26 protein-coding genes and 1 riboswitch are annotated in these 22,669 nt (G+C 36.3%); of the genes, 22 read left to right on the forward strand and 4 right to left on the reverse strand.

What is annotated here, in order from left to right; all coding sequences use genetic code 11:
- Positions 1 to 3 precede the first annotated feature (3 nt).
- From ACTSKG_RS19010 to ACTSKG_RS19090, 17 genes are all read left to right on the forward strand, one after another.
- Positions 4 to 315 (forward strand): thioredoxin family protein, encoded by a 312-nt coding sequence (locus ACTSKG_RS19010; RefSeq protein WP_464756088.1) that lies wholly within the window; start codon positions 4 to 6, stop codon positions 313 to 315.
- A gap of 46 nt (positions 316 to 361) precedes the next feature.
- Positions 362 to 466, forward strand: a riboswitch (SAM riboswitch).
- Positions 467 to 564: 98 nt separating this feature from the next.
- Entirely contained in the window at positions 565 to 1,590 is a 1,026-nt protein-coding gene (locus tag ACTSKG_RS19015; RefSeq protein ID WP_464756089.1) for a methionine ABC transporter ATP-binding protein, read from the forward strand.
- Positions 1,583 to 2,251: a methionine ABC transporter permease gene (locus ACTSKG_RS19020; RefSeq protein ID WP_464756090.1), complete on the forward strand. Its 669-nt coding sequence runs from the start codon at positions 1,583 to 1,585 to the stop codon at positions 2,249 to 2,251. The genes ACTSKG_RS19015 and ACTSKG_RS19020 overlap by 8 nt, the downstream gene beginning before the upstream one ends.
- Positions 2,252 to 2,313: 62 nt before the next feature.
- Positions 2,314 to 3,138, forward strand: coding sequence for a MetQ/NlpA family ABC transporter substrate-binding protein (locus ACTSKG_RS19025; protein ID WP_464756091.1), 825 nt, complete (start codon positions 2,314 to 2,316; stop codon positions 3,136 to 3,138).
- A gap of 106 nt (positions 3,139 to 3,244) precedes the next feature.
- Positions 3,245 to 4,204 (forward strand): nuclease-related domain-containing protein, encoded by a 960-nt coding sequence (locus ACTSKG_RS19030; protein ID WP_464756092.1) that lies wholly within the window; start codon positions 3,245 to 3,247, stop codon positions 4,202 to 4,204.
- An 819-nt stretch (positions 4,205 to 5,023) separates the two neighbouring features.
- Positions 5,024 to 5,206, forward strand: coding sequence for a hypothetical protein (locus tag ACTSKG_RS19035; RefSeq protein ID WP_464756093.1), 183 nt, complete (start codon positions 5,024 to 5,026; stop codon positions 5,204 to 5,206).
- 289 nt (positions 5,207 to 5,495) lie between these two features.
- Positions 5,496 to 6,275, forward strand: coding sequence for a Fe-S cluster assembly ATPase SufC (gene sufC, locus ACTSKG_RS19040; protein ID WP_464756094.1), 780 nt, complete (start codon positions 5,496 to 5,498; stop codon positions 6,273 to 6,275).
- Between the two features lie 18 nt (positions 6,276 to 6,293).
- On the forward strand, positions 6,294 to 7,601 hold the full coding sequence (sufD, locus tag ACTSKG_RS19045; protein ID WP_464756095.1) for a Fe-S cluster assembly protein SufD: 1,308 nt from the start codon (positions 6,294 to 6,296) through the stop codon (positions 7,599 to 7,601).
- Positions 7,601 to 8,827: a cysteine desulfurase gene (locus ACTSKG_RS19050; RefSeq protein WP_464756096.1), complete on the forward strand. Its 1,227-nt coding sequence runs from the start codon at positions 7,601 to 7,603 to the stop codon at positions 8,825 to 8,827. Before sufD ends, ACTSKG_RS19050 begins: the two co-directional genes overlap by 1 nt.
- On the forward strand, positions 8,817 to 9,251 hold the full coding sequence (gene sufU, locus ACTSKG_RS19055; protein ID WP_464756097.1) for a Fe-S cluster assembly sulfur transfer protein SufU: 435 nt from the start codon (positions 8,817 to 8,819) through the stop codon (positions 9,249 to 9,251). The genes ACTSKG_RS19050 and sufU overlap by 11 nt, the downstream gene beginning before the upstream one ends.
- Positions 9,252 to 9,272: 21 nt before the next feature.
- The gene (sufB, locus tag ACTSKG_RS19060) at positions 9,273 to 10,670 is read left to right on the forward strand and encodes a Fe-S cluster assembly protein SufB (protein ID WP_464756098.1); all 1,398 of its coding nucleotides are present in this window, start codon (positions 9,273 to 9,275) and stop codon (positions 10,668 to 10,670) included.
- A 130-nt stretch (positions 10,671 to 10,800) separates the two neighbouring features.
- Positions 10,801 to 11,652: a DUF72 domain-containing protein gene (locus tag ACTSKG_RS19065; RefSeq protein WP_464758070.1), complete on the forward strand. Its 852-nt coding sequence runs from the start codon at positions 10,801 to 10,803 to the stop codon at positions 11,650 to 11,652.
- Positions 11,653 to 11,656: 4 nt separating this feature from the next.
- Positions 11,657 to 12,475: a sulfite exporter TauE/SafE family protein gene (locus ACTSKG_RS19070; RefSeq protein ID WP_464756099.1), complete on the forward strand. Its 819-nt coding sequence runs from the start codon at positions 11,657 to 11,659 to the stop codon at positions 12,473 to 12,475.
- Between the two features lie 20 nt (positions 12,476 to 12,495).
- On the forward strand, positions 12,496 to 13,854 hold the full coding sequence (locus ACTSKG_RS19075; protein WP_464756100.1) for a bifunctional metallophosphatase/5'-nucleotidase: 1,359 nt from the start codon (positions 12,496 to 12,498) through the stop codon (positions 13,852 to 13,854).
- A gap of 101 nt (positions 13,855 to 13,955) precedes the next feature.
- Positions 13,956 to 14,669, forward strand: coding sequence for a sporulation protein YunB (gene yunB, locus ACTSKG_RS19080; RefSeq protein WP_464756101.1), 714 nt, complete (start codon positions 13,956 to 13,958; stop codon positions 14,667 to 14,669).
- Positions 14,670 to 14,795: 126 nt separating this feature from the next.
- Positions 14,796 to 15,731 carry a lipoyl synthase gene (lipA, locus tag ACTSKG_RS19085; RefSeq protein WP_464756102.1) on the forward strand — a complete coding sequence of 312 codons (936 nt, stop codon included), beginning with the start codon at positions 14,796 to 14,798 and terminating at the stop codon, positions 15,729 to 15,731.
- A 14-nt stretch (positions 15,732 to 15,745) separates the two neighbouring features.
- Positions 15,746 to 16,087, forward strand: coding sequence for a YutD family protein (locus ACTSKG_RS19090; protein WP_464756103.1), 342 nt, complete (start codon positions 15,746 to 15,748; stop codon positions 16,085 to 16,087).
- Positions 16,088 to 16,598: 511 nt separating this feature from the next.
- Here the strand turns inward: ACTSKG_RS19090 and ACTSKG_RS19095 are convergent.
- Entirely contained in the window at positions 16,599 to 16,865 is a 267-nt protein-coding gene (locus ACTSKG_RS19095; protein WP_464756104.1) for a DUF3055 domain-containing protein, read from the reverse strand.
- Positions 16,866 to 16,950: 85 nt separating this feature from the next.
- Between ACTSKG_RS19095 and ACTSKG_RS19100 the strand changes: the two genes are divergently transcribed.
- Both ACTSKG_RS19100 and ACTSKG_RS19105 read left to right on the forward strand, forming a co-directional pair.
- On the forward strand, positions 16,951 to 17,412 hold the full coding sequence (locus ACTSKG_RS19100; RefSeq protein ID WP_464756105.1) for a DUF86 domain-containing protein: 462 nt from the start codon (positions 16,951 to 16,953) through the stop codon (positions 17,410 to 17,412).
- Positions 17,399 to 18,163 (forward strand): TIGR01457 family HAD-type hydrolase, encoded by a 765-nt coding sequence (locus ACTSKG_RS19105; protein ID WP_464756106.1) that lies wholly within the window; start codon positions 17,399 to 17,401, stop codon positions 18,161 to 18,163. The genes ACTSKG_RS19100 and ACTSKG_RS19105 overlap by 14 nt, the downstream gene beginning before the upstream one ends.
- Before the next feature lie 28 nt (positions 18,164 to 18,191).
- Here the strand turns inward: ACTSKG_RS19105 and ACTSKG_RS19110 are convergent, their stop codons facing one another.
- On the reverse strand, positions 18,192 to 18,428 hold the full coding sequence (locus tag ACTSKG_RS19110; RefSeq protein ID WP_464758071.1) for a YuzB family protein: 237 nt from the start codon (positions 18,426 to 18,428) through the stop codon (positions 18,192 to 18,194).
- 127 nt (positions 18,429 to 18,555) lie between these two features.
- On the opposite strand from ACTSKG_RS19110, the gene ACTSKG_RS19115 reads away from it, so the two are divergent.
- Entirely contained in the window at positions 18,556 to 19,623 is a 1,068-nt protein-coding gene (locus ACTSKG_RS19115) for an NAD(P)/FAD-dependent oxidoreductase (RefSeq protein ID WP_464756108.1), read from the forward strand.
- Positions 19,624 to 20,595: 972 nt separating this feature from the next.
- Here the strand turns inward: ACTSKG_RS19115 and ACTSKG_RS19120 are convergent.
- Entirely contained in the window at positions 20,596 to 20,928 is a 333-nt protein-coding gene (locus ACTSKG_RS19120; RefSeq protein ID WP_464756109.1) for a YuzD family protein, read from the reverse strand.
- A gap of 83 nt (positions 20,929 to 21,011) precedes the next feature.
- Here ACTSKG_RS19120 and ACTSKG_RS19125 point away from each other — a divergent pair, with 83 nt between their 5' ends.
- Positions 21,012 to 21,245 (forward strand): NifU family protein, encoded by a 234-nt coding sequence (locus tag ACTSKG_RS19125; protein ID WP_387585788.1) that lies wholly within the window; start codon positions 21,012 to 21,014, stop codon positions 21,243 to 21,245.
- A 64-nt stretch (positions 21,246 to 21,309) separates the two neighbouring features.
- Here ACTSKG_RS19125 and ACTSKG_RS19130 read toward each other — a convergent pair whose 3' ends face one another.
- Entirely contained in the window at positions 21,310 to 22,005 is a 696-nt protein-coding gene (locus tag ACTSKG_RS19130; protein WP_464756110.1) for a DUF2225 domain-containing protein, read from the reverse strand.
- A gap of 202 nt (positions 22,006 to 22,207) precedes the next feature.
- Between ACTSKG_RS19130 and ACTSKG_RS19135 the strand changes: the two genes are divergently transcribed.
- On the forward strand, positions 22,208 to 22,570 hold the full coding sequence (locus ACTSKG_RS19135) for a HesB/IscA family protein (RefSeq protein ID WP_464756111.1): 363 nt from the start codon (positions 22,208 to 22,210) through the stop codon (positions 22,568 to 22,570).
- Positions 22,571 to 22,669 lie beyond the last annotated feature (99 nt).

Raw genomic sequence — 22,669 nt, forward strand, 5'->3', positions numbered from 1 at the left:
AATGTGAATGAATGGTCGCGAGAAGAATGGGAGAAGGCTAAAAATGCTTCTGACCTTTCTCTATTATATTTATACACGCCAATGTGTGGCACTTGCCAAGTAGCTTCTAAGATGATGCTCGTAATAGAAGAATTGGTGCACTACTCAATTGGACAAGCGAATATTAATTATTTAGGAGATCTTGCAATGGAATACGAAATTGAAAGTGTTCCTTGTTTGTTAATTGCTAAAAATGGTAAACTCCTAAAAAAAGTATACGCATTTCAGTCTGTACCTTATTTATTTGAAATAATAAAAAGTGTTGACGATAACTAAATGTCGTGATAAAATTCGATTTACTAACAACAATTAAATAGTGTCGCTCTTATTAAGAGAGGTGGAGGGAAGTGCCCTATGAAGCCCGGCAACCGTCATGAAAATGAAATGGTGCCAAGTCACGCAAAGCAATTGCTTTGGGAAATGAGAGAATGGATGACTGTTATTTTGAATGATAACGTACACCCCTTCTGCTCTTTTGCAGAAGGGGTTTTTATTTTTTAAGAATAGAAAGATAGGAGGATTTGCATGATTAGTTTGAAAAATGTTTCGAAAAAGTTTAGTACGAAACAAGGTACAATTGTCGCCGTGGATGATGTAAATCTTGACATAAAAAAAGGTGAAATATTTGGGATAATTGGGTACAGTGGTGCTGGTAAAAGTACAATGATCCGATTATTGAATGGATTAGAAAAGCCTACTTCCGGACAAATAATCGTAAACAATAAAGAAATTACTTCCATAAATGAAGTTAAGCTGCGTCAAATAAGACAAAAAGTTAGCATGATCTTCCAACATTTTAATCTTTTATGGTCAAGAACAGTTGCAGAAAATATTGCTTTTCCACTTGAAATAGCAGGTGTACCTAAAGAACAACGATCTGCTCGAGTGAAGGAACTGATAGAACTTGTTGGCTTGGATGGAAGAGGAGATTATTATCCATCCCAATTATCAGGTGGTCAGAAGCAACGGGTTGGGATTGCAAGAGCATTAGCAAACCGCCCAGAAGTTTTGCTTTGCGACGAAGCGACATCTGCACTTGATCCTGAAACAACTGATTCCATTTTAGATTTATTAGTAAGTATTAATGAAAAATTGGGGTTAACCATCGTATTAATTACCCATGAGATGCAAGTCATTCAAAAAATCTGTAACCGAGTAGCAGTTATGGAAAATGGTCTTGTGGTAGAAGAGGGAGATGTATTAGAAGTTTTCCAAAATCCACAGCAAGCCATCACAAAGCGATTTGTTTCACAGGTCTCCGAAACGAACCAAGCGAAACAGACGATACAAAACTTGGGAGAGCTATATCCAAATGGGAAGTTGATAAAACTTGTTTTTGTTGGAGATCAAACAGAACAACCAATTCTCTCCAGATTAATCAAGCAATTTGATCTAGAAGTAAATATAGTGCAAGGAAATATATCGCATACTAAAAGCGGGGCTTATGGAACACTAATCCTTCAATTAGACGGAGACGCTCGAGCAATCGATGAAGGAATTCGATTCATACACGAGCAAAAAGTTAATACAGAGGTGATCAACAATGATTAATACGCTTTTTCCAAATGTTGATTGGCCTAAAATGTGGGATGCTGCACTAGAAACACTTTATATGACAGCAATATCAACTTTATTAACATTTGTCATTGGCTTAGCACTCGGACTTCTATTATTTTTAACTAGTCCACATCAAGCGTGGGCCAATAAATTTGCTAACTGGCTTACAGGAGCATTTGTAAATATCTTTCGGTCTATTCCATTTATTATTTTAATTATTTTATTGATTCCATTAACGAAATTTCTTGTAGGTACTATACGTGGCCCGAATGCTGCGTTTCCAGCACTTGTAATTGGAGCAGCACCGTTTTATGCACGAATGGTACTAATTGGACTTCGGGAGATTGATAAAGGTGTTTTGGAAGCAGCTAAATCGATGGGAGCCAAAACTTCTACTATTATATGGAAAGTTTTATTGCCTGAATCGTTACCGTCATTAGTTTCTGGTATTACTGTTACCTGTATATCGCTAGTTGGATATACAGCGATGGCAGGTATTATTGGTGCTGGCGGGCTTGGTACTCTTGCATTCCTAGACGGTTTTCAACGTAATAGAGGGGATGTAACGCTAGTTGCAACCATTCTTATCTTGATTGTGGTATTTATAATTCAATGGATTGGTGATGTAATTACAACTAAAATCGATAAAAGATAATTGGTGTTTACGAGTTTACTCGATCATATATTTATTAAACAAATAAAAAGGAGAGAAATGTAATGAAGAAATTATTAGTAGTAGCATTATTAGCAGTAAGTTTATTAGCTTTAGCTGCTTGCGGTGCTAAAGATAGTAGCAATGGTGCGAAAGAAAGTACCAAATTAGTAGTAGGAGCTTCGAATGTTCCGCATGCAGAAATTCTAGAGCAAGTTAAACCAATACTGGCGAAGGAAGGCATTGAGCTTGATATTCAAACATACCAAGATTATATTTTGCCAAACAAAGATTTAGAATCCAAAGATTTAGATGCTAACTATTTCCAACACATACCTTACCTAGAAGCGCAAATTAAAGATAATGGCTATGACTTTGTAAACGCAGGTGGAATTCATATTGAACCAATCGGTGTTTACTCGAAGAAATATAAATCATTAGAAGAGTTGCCAGAAGGTGCTACTATCATTATGAGTAATTCTGTAGCGGACCACGGTCGTATTTTATCTCTATTAGAAGCAAAAGGTTTGATTAAACTTAAAGATGGCATTGATAAAACGACAGCGGAAGTAAAAGACGTTGTTGAAAATACTAAAAACTTAAAGTTTGACGCAAATTATGAGGCAGCTCTTTTAGTACAGCTTTATGAAAACGGAGAAGGCGACGCAGTTCTTATTAACTCTAACTATGCAATTGACGCAGGCTTAAATCCACTAAAAGATTCTATCGCTTTAGAAGATAAAGAATCTCCATATGTTAATATTATCGCTGTTCGTAAAGGCGATGAAAACAAACCGGCTATTAAAAAACTTGTAGAAGCTTTAAAATCGAAAGAGATTCAAGATTTCATTCTGGAAAAATGGAATGGAGCAGTTGTACCAGTTAAATAAGTAGAAGCAGGCATGGAAATCATGTCTGCTTTTTTATTTAAGAGAATGGAATATTAATAGATTTAATTAATTATTCATGCTAATCTGATTTAGAGGTGAAGAAAAATTGATTGCTAAAACTTATGCAAATTCTATTCATGTGGAAGCAATGGAAAAACTATTAAAAAGAATACCACAGGAGCATCGACTATATTTAAAAATTTTGAATGAAATAGGTACAACAAAAGGAGGGGATTTTGGGGAAGAAATTGTATATAATGACCTTGAAAGAATGCAGCTGCCGTTTAAATATTATGTATTTCACAAATTACTACTGCATGCAGAGAATGCGTTCGAACTGGATTTCTTACTAATCACTCCATATGGTGCAATTATTTTGGAAGTCAAAAATATTATCGGCGAGTTAGAGTTCGAAGAAAATCCGTCCCAACTAATCCAGCGAAAAGAAACAGGAGAGATAAAAAAATACCCTTGTCCAGCACTCCAACTAAACGAATACAAACACCAACTCTCACAATTTTTCATGGATCATAATATTTTAGTTCCAATCTATGGCGCTATTGTATTCGCATCCCGAAATAGTTTTGTGAAAACTTCTACTGACAAAGCAATAATACTTAATAGGAACGAAGTCAGTCCATACCTTCGACAATTTCAAAAACATAAACCCACACTTACTATGGAAGAAATTGAAAACATGAAAGAAATTCTTCTAACGAATAATACCCCATTTGCTAAATTCCCACTAACTAAACATTATTCAATACAACCAGAAGAACTTATAAGAGGTGCTGATTGCAGTAAATGCGGTTTTATCGGTATGCACAAACGCAAACGTACATGGCATTGTCCAGCTTGTAAGACCAACGATCCCTATGCATATAAGAACGCACTCACTACCTATTTTTTATTGTATAAAGATTCTATCACCAATAAAGAATGTAGAGAGTTTCTACTATTAAATAACAGACATGAGGCTAATAAAATTCTTTCCAAATCTAATTTAATAAAACAAGGCAATAACAAAAGCACGATATATAAAATGAAGAAGCCTTTCATTAACTAGATGAAAGGCTTTTGAGATGAAAAAGCATTATGAATGCTTATCAAGGAAATAGGATAGTCATAAGCAGCAAGAGGATGCATAAGCGCCTAAGTGTTCGCTATAAGCACCTACCGGGAGTCCATGAGCGCCTAAAGTGGGTCTATAAGCACCTAACAAATGCATAAGCGCCTAAGTGTTCGCTATAAGCACCTACCGGGAGTCCATGTGCGCCTAAAGTGGGTCTATAAGCACCTAACGAATGCATAAGCGCCTAAGCGTTCGCTATAAGCACCTACCGGGAGTCCATGAGCGCCTAAAGCGGTTCTATAAGCACCTAACGAATGCATAAGCACCTAAGCGTTCGCTATAAGCACCTACCGGGAGTCCATGAGCGCCTAAATCGGGTCTATAAGCACCTAACGAAATCATAAGCACCTAAGCGTTCGCTATAAGCGCCTACCGGGAGTCCATAAGCGCCTAAAGTGGTTCTATAAGCACCTAACAAAATCATAAGCGCCTAAGTGTTCGCTATAAGCACCTACCGGGAGTCCATGAGCGCCTAAAGCGGTTCTATAAGCACCTAACAAATGCATAAGCGCCTAAAGCGGTTCTATAAGCACCTAACAAAAACATAAGCACCAAAGTGTTCGCTATAAGCACCTACCGGGAGTCCATGAGCGCCTAAAGAGGGTCCATAAGCACCTAAACGATGGCTATAAGCGCATACCAAAATACCTCTAGATAATTTTTTTCTTAAAAATATGTTTTGCCATGCTTTCAAATGGGTATACAAGTGGTGTAAGTGTTTTAAAAATTCGAAAGGAATGATTCATTATCAGTTTGGAAGAGTTGCCATACACAGAACAAATGGACCACGCGTTTAGAGGAGTTCACGGTTTCGGCTACAAGGAATTACGAAACAGTCAAGACTTGCGTATGAAAGTTGAACTACGTAGACAGCGAGATCATGAGAAAAGTGTTCAACTAGTTGCGAAAATTGATGCTCAAGCTTTTCGAAGTTAATTAATAGAAAGAGAGAATCCAGGGAGTATGCTATCTCCGTGGATTTTTTTATATATTTTAGAGTGAAATTTATTCTCATTTAGCTTGTTCTTATTGAAAATATAAGTGGAAACTATTATGTATTAAGTTTAGTTGGAAAGTTAATAGAAAGCATGAAATATAATCGTTTTGTATTCTAATTGAGAAAGTATTTCAAAAGATTTGCAAGGCAGTAGACTTTGGGTTAAGATTAGAATGATAATAAATTAGAATGGAATACCATTCATAGTTACCTAATGGAGGTTATTAAATGTCAACTTTAGTGATTAAGGATTTACACGTTGCTATCGACGGTAAAGAGATTTTAAAGGGTCTTAATTTAACAATTAATACAAATGAAATTCACGCAGTAATGGGTCCAAATGGTACTGGTAAATCAACTTTAGCATCTGCTATTATGGGACATCCTAAATATGAGGTTACATCTGGTTCAGTTGAATTAGATGGAGAAGATGTATTAGCGATGGAAGTTGACGAACGCGCTCAAGCTGGTCTATTTTTAGCTATGCAATATCCAAGCGAGATTACTGGGGTAACAAACGCAGATTTCTTACGTTCAGCTATTAATTCACGCCGCGAGGAAGGCGATGAGATTTCTCTAATGAAATTTATTCGTGAACTTGACAGCAAAATGGAATTTTTAGAAATGGACTTAGATATGGCTCAACGTTATTTAAATGAAGGATTCTCTGGTGGAGAAAAGAAACGTAATGAAATTCTTCAATTAATGATGTTAAAACCAAAATTCGCTATTTTAGATGAAATCGACTCTGGACTTGATATCGATGCATTAAAAGTTGTTTCAAAAGGAATCAACGAAATGCGTGGAGAAGGATTCGGAAGCTTAGTAATCACTCACTACCAGCGTCTTCTTAACTACATAACTCCGGACCATGTACATGTAATGATGCAAGGTCGCGTTGTTAAATCAGGCGGTCCTGAGCTAGCTCAGAAATTAGAAGCACAAGGATATGACTGGATTAAAGAAGAATTAGGAATTGAAGACGAGACAGTTGGACAAGAAGCATAAGAAAGGGGACGAATCAGCATGACGGTTGAAACAAAATTGGCATTAACCGAGCAGAATATCCGCTCCTTTTCAGAAAGTAAACAAGAACCAAGTTGGATGACGGAACTTCGTCTAAAAGCACTAGGTGAGCTTGAAACACTTCCAATGCCAAAACCAGATAAAACAAAAATAATTAATTGGAATTTCACTGAATTTCCTACACATACTGTAGAAAGCAATGTTTTTGCATCTTTAGACGAATTACCTGAAGAAATGAAAACACTTGTAAATGCAGAAGAACAAAAAAATATATACATTCAACACAATAATACACCTGCTTTTGTTTCCTTATCAGATGATTTAAAAGCGAAAGGTGTTATTTTAACCGATATTTATTCAGCTATGCGTGATCATAGTGAGCTTGTTCAACAATATTTTATGACTGATGGCGTAAAAGTAAATGAACACAAACTTACTGCACTTCATGCAGCACTTTTAAATGGTGGAGTATTTGTATACGTACCGAAAAATGTTGTGGTAGAAGAGCCAATTCAAGTTATATATTTACACGATGACGAAAATGCATCTCTTTTCAATCATACTTTATTAGTTGCAGACGAAAACAGTGTTGTAACATATGTGGAGAACTATTTATCAACAGTAAAACATGCAAATGGTTTGGCAAATATTGTTTCTGAAGTAATTGCAAAAGATAATGCAAAAGTAACTTTTGGTACAGTAGACGTTCTTGCAGAAGGCTTTACTACGTATGTTAATCGTCGTGGAGTTACAAGCCGTGATGCTGTTCTTGAATGGGCACTAGGTATGATGAATGATAGCGATACAATTTCTGAAAATGTAACACATTTAGTTGGCGACAATTCAGAAGGTCATGTAAAAATGGTTGTTGTAGGGCGAGGAAAGCAAAAACAAAACTTTACAACAAAAGTTATCCATTGGGGTAAACATACAAATGGTCAAATCTTGAAGCACGGTGTAATGAAAGATGAAGCATCTTCTATTTTTAACGGTATCGGGAAAATTGAATTCGGTGCAACAAAATCGAATGCAGAGCAAGAATCTCGTGTCCTAATGTTAAGCGAAAAAGCTCGTGGAGATGCAAATCCAATTCTTTTAATCGATGAAGATGATGTAACAGCAGGTCACGCAGCTTCTGTTGGCCGAGTAGACCCACTTCAGTTGTACTATTTAATGAGCCGTGGTATTTCTCAACACGAAGCAGAGCGTCTAGTTATTCACGGATTCCTTGCTCCAGTAGTAAATGAATTACCAATTGACGGTGTAAAGAAACAGCTGACGGAGGTTATTGAAAGGAAAGTCCGCTAATGCTCAGTAAAGAGATTCGAAGCTATTTTCCAATATTAAATCAAGAAATTAATGGACACCCCCTAGTCTACTTAGACAGTGGTGCCACTTCTCAAAAGCCAGTTCAAGTAATTGAAGCAATAAAAAAGTATTATGAATTTGATAACTCAAATGTACATCGCGGTGTACATACACTTGGTAACCGTGCAACGGAAGATTATGAAGGTGCCCGTGAAAAGGTTCGAAAATTTATTAATGCTAAATCTACAAAAGAAATAATATTTACACGTGGGACAACTACATCCATCAATACAGTTGCAAAGAGCTACGGCTTAGCAAATGTAAAAGAAGGCGATGAAATTGTTATTACGCCTATGGAGCACCATTCCAATATTATTCCTTGGCAGCAACTTGCAAAGGAAACAGGCGCTACGCTTAAATATATTGACTTAGAAGAAGATGGAACTTTATCTTTAGAAAAAGTGCGTGCAACGATAACAGATAAGACAAAAATTGTTTCCATCGTCTACGTGTCAAATGTATTAGGTACAATGAATCCAATCAAAGAAATTACGCAAATTGCGCATGAACATGGAGCTATAATGGTCGTGGACGGAGCACAAGCTGCCCCACATTTAAGACTAGATGTTCAAAATTTAGATTGTGATTTTCTTGCATTTTCAGGACATAAAATGTGCGGTCCTACTGGTATTGGTGTACTTTACGGAAAACAAGAATTGCTCGAAGAAATGGAACCGATTGAATTTGGTGGGGAAATGATTGATTTTGTAGGTTTGTATGAATCTACATGGAAAGAACTACCGTGGAAATTCGAAGGTGGAACACCTATAATTGCAGGTGCCATTGGCCTTGGAGCTGCGATTGATTTTCTAGAAGAAATCGGTCTAGATGAAATTGAGAAGCATGAACATGAGTTAGCTGCATTGGCAATGGAGAAAATGTCTACAATTGAAGGCTTAGCAATTTATGGACCTAAAGATCCATCTAAGCGAGCGGGAATTGTAACATTTAATTTAAACGATGTGCATCCACATGATGTTGCAACTGTACTTGATATGAATGGAATTGCTGTTCGTGCTGGTCACCATTGTGCACAGCCATTGATGAAGTGGTTACAATGTACGGCAACTGCGAGAGCAAGTTTTTATATTTATAATACAGAAGAAGATATTGATCAACTAGTTGCTGGATTGCGCAGTGCAAAGGAGTATTTTAATGTCTTCTAATTTAGATCAACTATACCGACAAGTAATTATGGATCACTATAAAAATCCTCGTAACAAAGGTAGCATTGAGGATGGCGCTTTAACAATTGATATGAATAACCCTACTTGCGGAGATCGCATCCATTTAACACTTCAAGTGGAGGATGGCATAATCCAAAATGCAAAGTTCGATGGGGAAGGTTGTTCTATTTCGATGGCATCCGCATCTATGATGACACAAGCAGTAAAAGGAAAGAAAGTAGAAGAGGCATTGCAACTATCTACAATTTTCTCCGAAATGATGCTTGGAAAAGAATATGATGACTCAATAGATCTTGACGATATCGAGGCATTAAACGGTGTTTCTAAGTTTCCCGCACGTATTAAATGTGCTACTCTTGCTTGGAAAGCAATGGAAAAGGGCGTTTCTGAAGAACAGAAATAAAATAAGAACGGAGGAAATACAATGGCAAAAAAAATGCCTGAAATTGGTGATTATAAATATGGTTTTCACGATAAAGATGTATCCATTTTCCGTTCAAAACGTGGATTAACAAAAGAAATAGTTGAAGAAATTTCACGTATGAAAAACGAACCACAATGGATGTTAGATTATCGTTTAAAAGCATTAGAAATATTCTATTCAAAACCTATGCCACAATGGGGTGGAGAATTAGGTTCACTTAACTTTGATGAAATTACGTACTATGTAAAACCATCAGAAGGTACAGAAAAATCATGGGATGAAGTGCCAGAAGAAATCAAAGCAACATTTGATAAGCTCGGCATTCCTGAAGCAGAACAAAAATACCTTGCAGGTGTTTCTGCTCAATATGAATCAGAAGTTGTTTACCACAACATGAAACAAGAACTTCAAGATTTAGGTATCGTATTTAAAGATACAGATTCAGCACTACGTGAAAATGAAGATATTTTCAAAAAATACTGGGGAACTGTAATTCCTTCTTCAGATAATAAGTTCTCTGCACTAAACTCAGCAGTTTGGTCAGGTGGATCATTTATATATGTACCACCAGGCGTTAAAGTGGATACACCACTTCAAGCATACTTCCGTATTAACTCAGAAAATATGGGTCAATTCGAACGTACGCTAATCATTGTTGACGAAGGCGCTTCTGTACATTATGTTGAAGGATGTACTGCTCCTGTATATACAACAAACTCACTTCATAGTGCAGTTGTGGAAATCATTATTAAAAAAGATGCATATTGCCGTTATACAACTATCCAAAACTGGGCAAACAACGTTTATAACTTAGTTACAAAACGTGCAGTTTGTGATGCTAACGCAACGATGGAATGGATTGATGGAAATATCGGATCTAAATTAACAATGAAATATCCAGCTGTTATCCTTAAAGGTGAAGGTGCACGCGGTATGACACTTTCTATCGCAATTGCTGGTAAAGGACAACACCAAGATGCTGGTGCGAAAATGATGCATTTAGCTCCAAATACTTCTTCTACGATTGTGTCGAAATCAATTTCGAAACAAGGTGGAAAAGTAACGTACCGCGGTATCGTTCATTTTGGACGCAAAGCAACTGGTGCTCGTGCAAACATTGAATGTGATACGTTAATCATGGATAATCTTTCAACTTCTGATACTATTCCATACAACGAAATCTTGAACGATAATATTTCTCTTGAGCACGAAGCGAAAGTTTCAAAAGTTTCAGAAGAACAATTATTCTACTTGATGAGTCGTGGACTGAGCGAAGAAGAAGCAACAGAAATGATCGTAATGGGCTTCATCGAGCCATTCACGAAAGAACTTCCAATGGAATACGCGGTTGAGATGAACCGTTTAATCAAGTTCGAGATGGAGGGAAGTATAGGTTAATTCCTATAAACATTTCAAGGGGGCAACAGGATGAATGAAAATTTCATTCCTGTTGCCTTTTTATGTTAGTGTTTTGATTTGTATAGAAGCAATGATATGTTACGATTGTATAAAAAGCGGGGTGAATCCATTGATTAAAATTGGTTTAACGGGTTGGGGAGATCACCCGGATTTATATACCTCATCTAAAAAAGAGAAACTTCGGGACTATAGTTCCCATTTCCCAGTTGTTGAGTTAGATGCATCATTTTATGCCATTCAACCATTAAAGAATACGTTAAAATGGTTGAAAGAAACACCTGACAATTTTCAATTTGTAGTAAAGGCTTATCAGGAAATAACTGGTCATCTTCGTGGGGAATCACCTTTTAATTCTCCGAAGGAAATGTTTGAAATATACCGACAATCAATTATTCCATTTAAAGAGGTAGGAAAGCTATCCATGGTTTTAGTACAATTTCCGCCATGGTTTCAATGTGAAAAAGAAAATGTAGATTATCTTTTAAGAGTAAGAGAAGAGTTGAGGGACTTTGAAGTAGCGATTGAGTTCAGGCATCAATCTTGGTATTCTCCTGAGGTAAAAAGTGATACTATTGATTTCTTGAAATCACACTCTTTTCATCATACAGTTTGTGACGAACCTCAAGTTGGAGCTGGTTGTGTCCCTCTAGTGCCAATAGCAACAACAGATAAGGTGCTTGTAAGGTTACATGGACGAAATACATATGGATGGATTAACCCAGGAAATAATGAAAAATGGAGAGAAGTTCGCTATTTGTATGACTATAATAAAGAAGAACTTTTAGCAATTCAAAAAGATTGCGAGCAGTTAGAAAAACAAGCAAAAGAAGTAGTAGTTTTATTCAATAATAACTCTGGAGGGCACGCTGCGAAAAATGCAAAAGCATTTCAACAAATGCTTGGAATTGAATATAAAGGTTTGTCTCCAAAACAATTAGACTTATTTGACGGAGGGATTTAATTTAATGGAATGGTTTCTATTAGCAGTTGCAGGACTTTTCTCAGGAGTTGTTGGAGCATTAGTTGGCCTAGGTGGAGGCGTAATCTTAGTTCCAGCTGTTTTATTTTTCGGTACAACTCTTGGGTTAATACCTAATATTACTCCTCAAAGTGTAGTAGGGCTTTCAGTCGTAATGATGATTTTCACTGGTCTTTCTTCAACCTTATCTTATATGAAAACAAAAACGGTAGATTTTAAGAGTGGATTTATTTTTTTTATGGGAAGTATACCTGGAACAATTCTTGGGGCTTGGGTAAATAAAGGGCTTGATTTACCATCTTTTAATTTATACTTTGGGATTCTACTAATCGTTTTGTCTACTCTATTGCTTGTACGTAATCGACTAAAGCCGGTTAAATGGTTTGTGGAAAATGGAAAGAAAAGAACTTTTACGGATGATAAAGATACATATGTGTACGGGTTTCCAATTTGGTTTGCCTTGCTGTTAACATTTGCAGTTGGTTTTGCATCCGGTTTATTTGGGATTGGAGGGGGTTCTATCATTGTCCCTGCAATGATTTTATTATTTCTATTTCCTCCCCATGTGGCTGTTGCAACGTCTATGTTTATGGTGTTTTTATCATCCATTATCAATTCAATTACCCATGTTTCTTTAGGAAACGTTCCATGGCTTTATACAATACCCGTTATCCCAGCTGCGTATATTGGTGCTAAATTTGGAGCAAATTTAAATAAAAAGCTCAATTCAGAGACATTAGTGGTAGCACTTCGCATTGTATTACTGCTATTAGGAGTAAGATCTATAATAGCGGGACTTATGTAAAATAAAAAGGTGGGAGTATGTTGAGAGAAACAATTCAAATTTATCATACGAATGATTTGCATAGTCATTTAGAAAACTGGCCGACTATTCATAAGTTTCTCTCCGAAAAACGAGCTTTACATGAAACATGTCTAATATTAGATATCGGTGATCATATTGATCGATCCAATATTTTCACAGAGGGAACATTTGGTAGAGGGAATGTAGAGTTACTAAATAATGCCAGTTATGATTATGTTACAATCGGCAATAACGAAGGAATCACATTAAGCCATGAGGAATTAGAAAATCTTTATGTGGATGCGAATTTTGAAGTCATTGTCTCCAATTTTACAAATCAAAATAGGGAAGTTCCCTCATGGATGTTGCCATATAAAATTCATCTAACTTCTTCTGGTATTCGAATAGGGATTGTAGCTGCTACAGCTGATTTTGGTTTTTATTATGAAAAATTGGGATGGCATATTCAGAATCCGATAAATCGATTAAAAGAAGTATGTGTGGAAATTCAGAGCAAAGTGGATATTATCCTGTGTATGTCCCATTTAGGAATAACACAAGACGAATTAATTTCTGAACAAATTCCGCAAATAGATGTCATCTTTGGTTCACATACCCATCACTATTTTGAAGAAGGAAAAATAGTGAATGAAACACTTCAAGCTGCAGCAGGAAAATATGGAGCATTTGTAGGTCAAGTAACATTAGTCTATGACCATGATATTAAAGGGATTGTCACTAAAAAGGCAAAGCTATTTCCTATTGAAGAACTTGATAAGCCTGTAAATTATTTAGAGCAAATAGAATTGTGGGAGCATATAGGAAACAAAAATTTAGCGTATCCAATCTTTCAAAATTCTACATTCTTAAATAAGGATTGGTTCCATTCCTCCAATATGTCCGTGTTCTTTGGAAAAGCATTATTAGCATTTACAGGGGCTGATTGTGCAATGTTTCCTGCGGGAATTTTCTTAACGGATTTACCTAAAGGGAGTATTAATGCTAGTGATTTACATAAACTTTTGCCCCATCCAATTAATCCGTGTGTTATCACGTTAACAGGTGCTGAATTGTTAGAAACGATTCATATATCCAAAAATGAAACATGGCCACGTTTAGAAGTAAAAGGTTTAGGATTTAGAGGTAAATATTTGGGTGCGATGCAATTTGAAGAATTAACGGAACAAGAAAATGGTGACGTTTATGTAAAAGGAGAAATTTTACAGTTAGAAAAGACATATACGCTTGCAACATTAGATATGTTTACTTTTGGTTATTTTTTCCCATCATTTAAATTTGCAAACAAACAATATTTTATGCCAGAGTTCATTCGAGATGTTATGAAATGGTATGGAAAACAACAAGAATCCATAAGGTAATTCACATAAAAAATCCTTCTATTACATATAAGTAATTAGGGGGATTTTTTCTGTTTTATCGAAAAAAAAGGCGTTTTAAATTTTTAACAACGCAGCGTAAATTGGCCATTTTCTTGACTTGTTTTATGCTTTCTATAGGGGGTTTATTATATTGGGTCAATGGTAGGTTAACACCTACTTTCTTAGAATATGCGGAAGTACAAACGAATAAAATTGCGTCTATGGTTATTAGTAAAGCGGTTAGTTCGAGAACCTCTAATGTACAAAATATAAATGAAATTATGGATGAGGTTCCGTCTGAAAACAAAAATATGCAGACCATTAAGATTGATACGGATAGTATTACTCGTATACTCTCAGAAATAAATAGCTTAGTGCAATCTCATTTAGAGCAAGCAGAAAAAGGAAACCTATCTAGTTTACCTTACCTAGATGATATTGAATATGATGAGCATGCAATGGAAGACAAAGGTGGAGTGGTGTTTTATGTTCCATTAGCGGAAGCTATGAATATTCCCCTTATCGGTAACCTAGGGCCAAAAATACCCATAAGATTTCATGTTATAGGAAGTGTCCAATCCACTGTCGAATCGAACATTACAAATTTCGGAATTAATAGTGCCTTAGTAGAAATAAACATTAAAATAAAAGTAAGTGTCCAAATTATTGTGCCACTTGCAAGTAAAATGAGCGTTGTCGAGCAAACAATCCCAGTAGCAATGGGATTAGTTCAAGGGCAGGTTCCGAATTTTTATACTAAAGGTGAAGGGCCACGTCCTTCGGTGGAAGTACCTTTGAATAATCCAAACAATTAGACGGGGCGTTTCAGATGCCCTGTTTTTCTATGTGAAAACAAGAGCGGATAAGGTTGTTTGAAATTAAATAATATGTTACATTGACATCAGTGTAGTAAGTTTTTTAAGAATGGGGTCGAAAAAATTATGACATCGTGTAAACCAACGAAAACAGAGCATCAACGTAAGCCTGATTGGTTAAAAATAAAATTAAATACAAATGAAGACTATAAAGGTCTAAAAAAGTTAATGCGTGAAAATAATTTACATACAGTTTGTGAAGAAGCAAGATGTCCAAATATTCATGAGTGCTGGGGATCACGTCGAACAGCTACTTTCATGATTCTTGGAGCAGTTTGTACGCGAGCATGTCGTTTTTGTGCAGTCAAAACAGGTCTTCCAACTGAGCTGGATTTAGCAGAACCCGAACGCGTTGCAGATTCAGTCGTTATTATGAACTTAAAGCATGTAGTAGTTACTGCAGTTGCTCGTGATGATCTTAAAGACGGCGGTTCAGAAGTATTTGCGGAAACTATTCGTGCGATTCGCCGTAAAAATCCATTTACAACGATTGAAGTTTTACCTTCTGATATGGGTGGAATTGAACAAAATATCCGCAACATTATGGATGCGAAACCAGATATTTTGAATCATAATATTGAAACTGTTCGACGCTTAACACCAAGAGTTCGTGCAAGAGCAAAATACGATCGTTCTCTTGAATTATTACGTCGTGCAAAAGAAATGCAACCAACTATTCCAACTAAATCTTCTTTAATGTTGGGTTTAGGAGAAACACATGAAGAAATATTAGAAGTTATGGATGATTTACGTGCAAATAACGTAGACATTATGACGATTGGTCAGTATTTACAACCAACGAAAAAACATCTACCAGTTCTAAAATATTATTCACCATCAGAGTTTGGTGAATTACGTGAAATAGCAATGAGTAAAGGATTCTCACATTGTGAAGCAGGTCCACTTGTAAGAAGTAGTTATCATGCAGATGAACAAGTGAATGCTGCTGCGAAGCAAAGACAAGCTCAAGGTGAAGAACTACTAGTTACTCAAAAAAGCTAATGGATGGTGATTGAGTGATTATTGCAGAAGGATACACGTATGAAGTTATCGAGGATTATCGCGAAGCATTTAATGAAGAAGCTTTTCTAGAAAGATATAGTGAAATCCTTTCAAAATACGACTATATTATGGGAGACTGGGGTTACAACCAACTTCGTTTAAAAGGTTTTTTTGAGGATCGAAATAATAAAGCTACATTTGATACAAAAATAAGTACAATGAAAGATTACTTGTATGAATATTGTAATTTTGGATGTGCATACTTTTTAGTGAAGAAAACTGGTGTTGCACCAAAAATAGTGCCAGTTGAAACAGATGAATTAGAACAAGAAAACCTTGAGCAGAATCAGTTATGATTTGCTAAAGGTTTTTTATGCTATGAACTGGTTGATTTCCGCTGCAGGCGGACGCTTTCCGCGGGCGGTCCGTGAGCCTCCTCGCTTCGCTGTGGGGTCTCACCTGGACACGCTTTTCCCGCTGGAGTCGCCGCCTTCCGCTCCATTCAACAGTGCAATTAATAAAGATAATATGCTTACCAGAAAAAATGCTGGTAAATTTTAGTTATTATCTATATGGCAAGTGGAACCTAAAAAAATAGATAGTGTCCATTGATAAAGAAGTACTGAGCGGACGAAATTGTATCTTCGTCCGCCTTTAAAAGAGTAAGAAAGCCATCTTATCTCTCATTAACCAAACCATATGGATACTCTATTTATATATTCCATGATGGCGACCGACAAACCCCCGCCAAGTGACGCATTCTCTTCACGTTGCATGAAATCAAGTGTTATAGTGTAGCTGATGTTTCGTCCAAAAAAATCTGGGAATAATAAAGACTAGATACAATTAAAAGTAACTTTTACTTTTTTAATTTAACAATTCTCTTAAGTAATCTCTTAATTCCCCAGCTTCCACTTCAGTTCTATTATAAATATGTTCTAGATAGCCTGGTTCTTCTAAATCATCTGGTCCTAATATAGCAGCACGTCCATATTGGATATCCATTACGAGTACTTTTCCAAAAAAGCGAGAACTTTGAACTATAGCTAAATCATAGCGTTGAGATTCTCCTGTAAAACCAACGAATCTTGTTTTTGTATCCTCTACATCATCATATAAGAAAAATCGTTCCACTTTGTAACACTCCTTCCTACCCTTTAATTATGGTACTATAGAATGGAAGTTAATATCAACCGAACAAAAATTAGGAGGCATTTCGATGTATTTTGTGGATCGAAAAAAAATAAAAACTACTATTGCTCATATGGATGCTTTAATTGCATTACTAGAAGAAAAAACAGACTGGAATCTGGATGATATATCTAAGCTAGCGCTAGAACGGATAGGTCAAAATATGATTGAGTCCATTATAGATATAGGTAATTCAATGATTGACGGTTTTATCATGCGGGATCCAGGTGGATACGATGATATTATAGACATTTTGACAGATGAAAAGGTAATAACAATGGAAATGGATGCTCCTTTAAAAGAAGTAATTGATTACAGAAAAGTACTTGTCCGTGATTTTCATTCCATCAATCATTCGCAACTAATGGAAGTATTAATCTCTAATCTTTCTTATCTGAAACAATTTCCGAAAATGGTGGAAAGTTATATAGTGAATGAATTAGGTCCGGTTTCTGCTTTTTTACCAGAGGACTCAAATGTTAAATTATAAGGCATACTGTTTAGATTTAGATGGCACAGTATATAAAGGGAAGACTCCAATAAAAGAAGCAGTTGAATTTGTTCACTTTTTACAAAGGAATGGAATTGACCCTTTCTTTGTAACGAACAATTCTTCCATGACGCAACAGCAATTACAGCAAAAGTTATCGCTCATGGATATCCATACAAAAGAAGATCATATTATCTCTTCATCTATTGCAGCTGCTAATTATATTAGTGAACACTACAACGGAAAGTCTGTATTTATGATTGGAGAAAATGGGTTGCAAGAAGCATTAGAATTGAAAAAAATTGAGTGTACAGAGGGTTTAGCTGAAGTCGTTGTGATGGGAATTGATCATCATATTACTTATGAAAAACTTGCCAATGCCTGTCTTTCGGTGCGTGCAGGAGCTGCGTTTTTATCTACAAATAGTGACCATGCTTTTCCTAGTGAGAGGGGATTTCTTCCAGGAAATGGAGCTTTCACAAAATTAGTAGAACACTCTACAGGTATGGAAGCCCTGTTTATGGGGAAACCCCAACCGTTTATGTTAGAACTTATTCAAAAAAAATATGGCTTTAATAAAGATGAAATGGTTATGATTGGGGACAATTACGATACTGATATATTAACAGGAATTCATATGGGGATTCATACAGCCCATGTAAATAGTGGAGTCACTCCAACAGAAATTGTTCAGCAACAGTTGGAGAAACCAACGTATCTATTGGAATCACTAAGTGAATGGATAAAGTAAAAAGACTGCAGTTTTTCATTGCAGTCTTTTAAAATAAAGGATTTTCCTCGATGTATTTATATATGTTTTTTACAAGTTCACTTGGCGTTTCTGCTTCCACAACTTCACCATTAACAATAGCGAAAAAAGTTTCGGAACACAGCGAGCAATAACTTAAACAACCATAGTCTAATACATCTAAGTCAGGATCTTGTTCCAAAATGTCAAATGCTTCTTGAGAACCATTTGCAAGGTTGCTTACACAAAATTCAACCATTGGATTCATAGCTGTCACCTCATTACTCCGTCATGCTACTCCATTTTAATTCATTCGTCAATGTAGAAGTCTTATTGTGAAAACCATCACAATCATTTATAATTTGAATAGACATTGAAAGTTGAGGGAGAATATTATGCGAAAATTAGTATTGTTAGGTGGAGGATATGGTAATATGCGAGTTTTACTTCGTCTATTGCCAAACAATTTGCCAGATGATGTAGAAATCACATTAATAGACCGAACACCATTTCATAGTTTAAAGACAGAATTTTATGCGTTGGCAGCTGGAACATCTCCAGATAATGAAATCCGTGTGGCATTTCCTGAAAACCAAAAATTAACGATAAAATATGGTGAAATTCTAGAAATTGATGTGGATAGTAAAGAAGTATTATTAGCTGATGGACAATCAGTTCAATACGATGACTTAATAATCGGTCTTGGTTGCGAGGATAAATATCACGGAGTACCTGGTGCGGATGAATTTACTTATAGTATTCAGACGATTGGACGTTCTCGTGATACTTACAGCAAGCTAGGCGGTTTACCATCCGGTTCTGTAGTAGGAATTGTTGGAGCTGGACTAAGTGGAATCGAGCTTGCGAGTGAGCTTCGTGAAAGTCGTCCAGATTTAAGAATTAAATTATTTGACCGCAGTCCTCGTGTATTAAGAGACTTTCCAGAGCGTTTAAGTAATTATGTAAAAAAATGGTTCGATTCAAATGATGTAGAAATTGTGAGTAACTCGAATATAACAAAAGTTGAGACAAATAAGTTATACAATCACGAGGAAATTATTCCTGTGGATGTTGTCGTTTGGACAGCAGGGATTCAGCCAGCTGCTCCGGTCCGCGCATTACCAGGTGAAAAAGATAGTACTGGTCGAGTTATCTTAACGCAATATCATGATTTACCTGGATATGAAAATGTATTCGTAGTCGGCGATTGTGCTTCACTTCCGTTTGCACCGAGTGCTCAACTTGCAGAAGAACAGGCGGAACAAATCGTAAAAGTATTGCAAGCCCGTTGGAAAAACATACCTCTACCAGAAAAAATGCCAGAGATTAAGCTAAAAGGTTTCATGGGATCTCTTGGGAAGAAACAAGGTTTTGCTTACTTAGCGGATATTTCTGTTACAGGTCGTATTGCAAGATTAATGAAGTCTGGATTGCTTTGGATGTATAAGCGTCATAATGGTTAAAAAAGCTTCGAAACGTTTATTTAATAAGCGTTTCGGAGCTTTTTTAGAGAGATTACCGGAAAAATGTATGGAGAAGTTCCCTGGTAATTGTGTAGCTAATGTATCGTCCAATTTACACTGGAAACGGAGAGGACAGGATGTTCTTAAAGGACGCTTGCGCTTTTCATGAAAGATACGAATGTATATTCATTATCGTCCTGTGAAAACAGTGTTCATAGTACTTTAAAGAATTAAATAATACCGCGGATTTCCGTTTCAGGTGGACACTTTCCGCGGGGTGAGCAATGAACCATCACCGCCGCTACGCGTTCGTTGTGATGGTTCATCTGTCTCCGAGGAACGAAGGCTAAGAGCGCCACATCGTGTGGCAACGCCTTCGTGACCAACATCCTGTTTGCCTCCGTCTGGAGTCGCCACCTTTCACTGCAATCCATTAAGTGAGTACTACCTAACAAGAAGATTTAGCCCAGCTATCGCTAAGAGGATAGAACTAGTTTAAGTGAACGTAGTGATCATGCCATCTTGTAATCGTCAGGCTTCAGTTTTCCATTTACAGTATATCGACTTTAATTAGTTGGTGCTTAGAGTAGGTGTACTCGAGAAAATTAGATAGTATCCATTGATAGAGAAGGCAAGAGCGGACGAAATTGTATCTTCGTCCATTTTTCAACCTAGTAGGAAAGTATTTTTTCACTAATTATCCAAACCAAACGCATCATGTCCTTACAAATTCCAAGAGGGCGACGGATAAACAACCGCCACAAGATTACCGAAAAAAGGAGAATCTGGAAGTGACGCAGTCACTTCCAGATCCTCCGTAAAAGACTTCGTTAATAGTGTAGTAAATGTTTCGTCCAAAGCACTCAGGAATTTGTGAAGACAAGATGCACTTAAGGACGCTTGCGCTTTTCTTTATGCAAAAAAGTTATCGGTAATTAGTCATAACAATCGGTCAATCTATAAATCTTATAATCATTCAGTCTCACTCACATACCCATATTTCTCAAGTGCAGCATATACTGGCTTTAATTGAATATAGCCTTCGCCAATGACATCATCATTAATCATGACAAGTGGGTAAAAATATTCGTCATCGGCAATTCGGTTTGCAATGTCTTGGTGTTTTTCATTCTCAATTGGTTGTTCGATATCGATATAAGTGAATGTTACTTGGTGATTTGGAAATTTTCGGTCGATAGCTGCTTGCAGCCATTCGTATGTATCCTTAGAGGACGGTGCATTTACGCAACTGGCGCACATTATGTCTGCTCCATAAATTTCAATATTTAATGCTTGAGTGCCCATATTAGAAGATCTCCTTCGAATTCTTTATTGGATTTTTTCCTTACTTCACATTATAATGATTATAGTGAAAGGAGTCGATAGATATGACAGATACAATTAATGAACAAGTTCAAGAAGTTTTAGATAAATTACGCCCATTTTTACTACGTGATGGTGGAGACTGTGAACTTGTAGATGTTGAAGACGGTATTGTAAAACTACGCCTTTTAGGAGCTTGTGGAAGCTGCCCAAGTTCAACGATTACTTTAAAAGCAGGTATTGAACGTGCGCTGTTGGAAGAAGTTCCAGGAATAATAGAAGTAGAACAAGTATTTTAATTCGGGTTTAGCTATAAAAATTACATTGTCCATAGTTAATGTTTTATTTGATGAAAAAGAAGCCTTAACGAAGGGCTTCTTTTTCTTTGTTCTCGCGTATTTCTTGCCAACGTTCTTTTGCCATTTCAATTATTTTTGGCTCAATGGACGTACTTTGTTTTTCAATTACTTTAGAAAAATATCGTGTAGCATATTCCATATCACCAATTCTTCTAGACAATTCAGCTATCAAGTAGAGCACACGAATTTCTGACATCTGTGTTCCATTATAATCGTCATTTGAATAGGAATCAGCATAACGATCACGTGCTATTTCCATGAATCTTGTTTCTTGTTCTTCCTTATTTTGTAGTCGATATAACCAGGCAGTGCGTAGTGCTAATCCAGCTAAATTAATAAATTTCTCTTTTTTTAATGAGCCACAGTGAATACCTAATTTATATGCCATTATACCTTCGTCTATAGATCTTTCATTACCTAAAGAGTGAGGAATCCATTTACTTGCAACCCCTTCCTGAATTATTTCTTTCACGCCGGGGGCAAAATATTTTGTGAAATCATCTGTAAATGAAAAGCCACAATACTCACAGACGAATACATTATAGAGTAGTGGGTTTATATCTTTGTTTTGATAGATAGGTTGAAAGTCAGTTTCAGTTGATTCCACTTTAACAAACTTAGATCGTACTTTCGTCGTTTTAAATTTCTTTTTGCAATGCAAACATTCAATATCTTTTTGATAATAAGGAGATAATTCCATTATTAAACCTCTTTTCGCCCAGTTACTAACTAGTTCTATTATACTTGATTACATTGTCGATTGCTAAGTAATTATCTTCATTACACAAATATTAAAGAACTAAATGACTCCACCTGATGTCACAAATTTTGTAAAGTAGTTTTCCTTGTCTACAGGGTCAAAACATTGATATGATATAAAAAAAGAAGGAATGGTGATTCAGATGACAGAAGTTGTGATACTATCTGAAGCGGCAGCTTACCGCGTAAAAGAAATGATGAAGCATAATGAAGAAGAAGGCTCTATGCTTCGTGTTGCAGTTAATGGTGGTGGATGTAGCGGTCTTTCTTACGGAATGAGTTTTGAAAAAGAAAAACAAGAAGATGATATAGAACTTCACCAACATGGTATCGATATATTAGTTTCTACAGAAGATGCATCTATCTTAAATGGAACATCAATAGATTATAAAGAATCTTTAATGGGTGGCGGATTTACCATCGATAATCCCAACGCCATCGCTTCTTGCGGATGTGGTTCTTCGTTTAGAACGGCTAAAAAAGAAGGTACGCCAGAGAGCTGTTAACCTTAAGTGGACATAATAATTATTTCATGTGGAGTTATCAGTAAATTCAAACCTTAATAATACCTTAACAATGTATTGAAATCATGTGATAAAAGGTCT

It is taken from the genome of Psychrobacillus syltrankelensis (assembly GCF_055454035.1).